General features: G+C 41.5%; 2 protein-coding genes. Both read right to left on the bottom strand.

The window, feature by feature from the left end:
• Positions 1-1576 (bottom strand): CoB--CoM heterodisulfide reductase iron-sulfur subunit A family protein (locus EVJ48_10285; GenBank protein ID RZV36565.1); only part of this gene is annotated, 1576 nt, incomplete at its 3' end.
• Positions 1577-1646: 70 nt separating this feature from the next.
• The coding region (locus tag EVJ48_10280) for a hydrogenase maturation protease (GenBank protein ID RZV36564.1) at positions 1647-1907 on the bottom strand (261 nt) is incomplete at its 5' end.

Raw genomic sequence — 1907 nt, 5'->3', positions numbered from 1 at the left:
CAAATACGCCGTCTCCGCTTTTATTTTCCGAGGTTTCGTTAATGCCGCTTTCGTTTATGCCGACCGAACTACAGGCATCTTTTACCGAAAATACTTTTCTTCCGTTTTCTTCGGTTATCGTCATTCCGTTTATATCGCTTACCCTTATAAAAACGGTATTTTTATCTTCGACGGCATGCCTGTATAAACTGCCGCTTTCTTTTCCGGGAATTACCATTTCTTTATATAAGTGGTATATTTTGGCTGAAGGTATTTTGTTTCTTATAATATGATTAAATTTAAAAGCGTATTCGCAGCATATACCTGAACAGTAGTCTTTATGATTTTTATCTAAACTACCGACGCAGTGGACTATCGCAAAAGATTGAGGCTCTTCCCCTCCGGAAGTCCTAATATTTCCTTCCGTAGGACCGTTAGAGGCAAGAATTCTCTCGAATTCAATTCCGTTGTAAACATCCGGTATTTTTCCGTAACCTAATGAAGGAATTTTAGAACAGTCGTATAAAGCCGAGCCGGTCGCCAGTATAATACTGCCCGCATTTCTCTCTAAAATCTCCTCTTTTTCGCCAAAATTAAAAACATCTTCACCGACCGGACAGGCGTCCATGCACAATCTGCACGGGCCGACGTCAGCTCCTTCTATATCTTTATTTTTAACTTTTCCTGCGGCATTATCATTATTAATATCCTTAAGCCTAAGACATACTCCTGCGTTTACGTAAGGAACGTTAGGCAGTGCTCCGGCAAATGAAAAGTCTATGGCTTTTCTTTCATTCATTCCGTAATTAAACGGATTTTTAAGCGATACCGGACATGGAGCTATGCACTCCGCACAACCGATACATTTTTCCGTATCGACGTAACGCGGACTTCGCCTTATTTTAACGGTAAAGTTCCCGTAAGAGCCTAATACGTCTTCTATTTCCGACAGCGTTAAAAACTCTATATTGCCGGATGCGTCTCCGTGAAGGGCTTCCCCCATAATCGGCTCAAGCATGCAGGGGCCGCATTCCATATTAGGAAATATTTCTTCGTATCTTACGGGAAGACCGCCTATCGTAGGCGATTTTTCAACCACCGTCACCTTCCTTCCTGCTTCGGCTAAACTTAAAGCGGCTTTAAGTCCTGCCGGACCTGCTCCTACTATTACGGCGTCCGGCGATATATCAATCTCTTTTTTTTCTAAAGGCTCCTGAAGCATCACCCTCGATATAGCGGCGTTTATATAACTTACGGCTTTTACGGCTGCTTTTTCAGGGTCTTCCGTAACCCATGCTATCTGTTCCCTTATGTTGACCATTTGCATCATATAAGGATTGATTCCCGCCGCCGACAGGACGTTCATGAAGGTTTTTTCGTGGTCTCTCGGGGAGCATGCGGGAATTACCGCTGCTTCTACCGCATTCTCTATAATATCCTTGCGCAAAAATTCCTTGCCTTCTTCAGAGCACAAAAAACCGAAAGTTTTAAAAATAACGTCTCCGTTTTTCTTTTTTACTGCATCTTGCACCTGTTCAGGGTTGATTTTATCCGATATGTTCGTACCGCAATTACAAAAATAAACAGCCGTCTTCATAATACGCCTCGATTAATTAATTTATTTAATTTATATCATGCTGCTACATGTAAAATATAAATACTTTACATTAGAAATCCAGCAATAACTTTATTTCCGATATTACTGTTTCAAGGGCATTTTCGACCTCTTGCGTCAGTTTTTCGCCGAAATTCACGGTATCCTTCGCTTCAACGGCAAATAAAATTATTTCGGAAGGCAAAGAAATGCCGAGATGCTTTCCTAATTCGAGCGCCGCGGGTAAATCCATATCGTGGGTCGAAACCGTATTTTTAGTATAAGGAATGTCAGGATAAATAAATTTAAAAACGGTTCCCGCTTTATGCCTGCC

The organism is Candidatus Acidulodesulfobacterium acidiphilum, assembly GCA_008534395.1.
Lineage (GTDB): Bacteria > SZUA-79 > SZUA-79 > Acidulodesulfobacterales > Acidulodesulfobacteraceae > Acidulodesulfobacterium_A > Acidulodesulfobacterium_A acidiphilum.
This window is presented reverse-complemented; position numbering and strand designations above follow the sequence as displayed.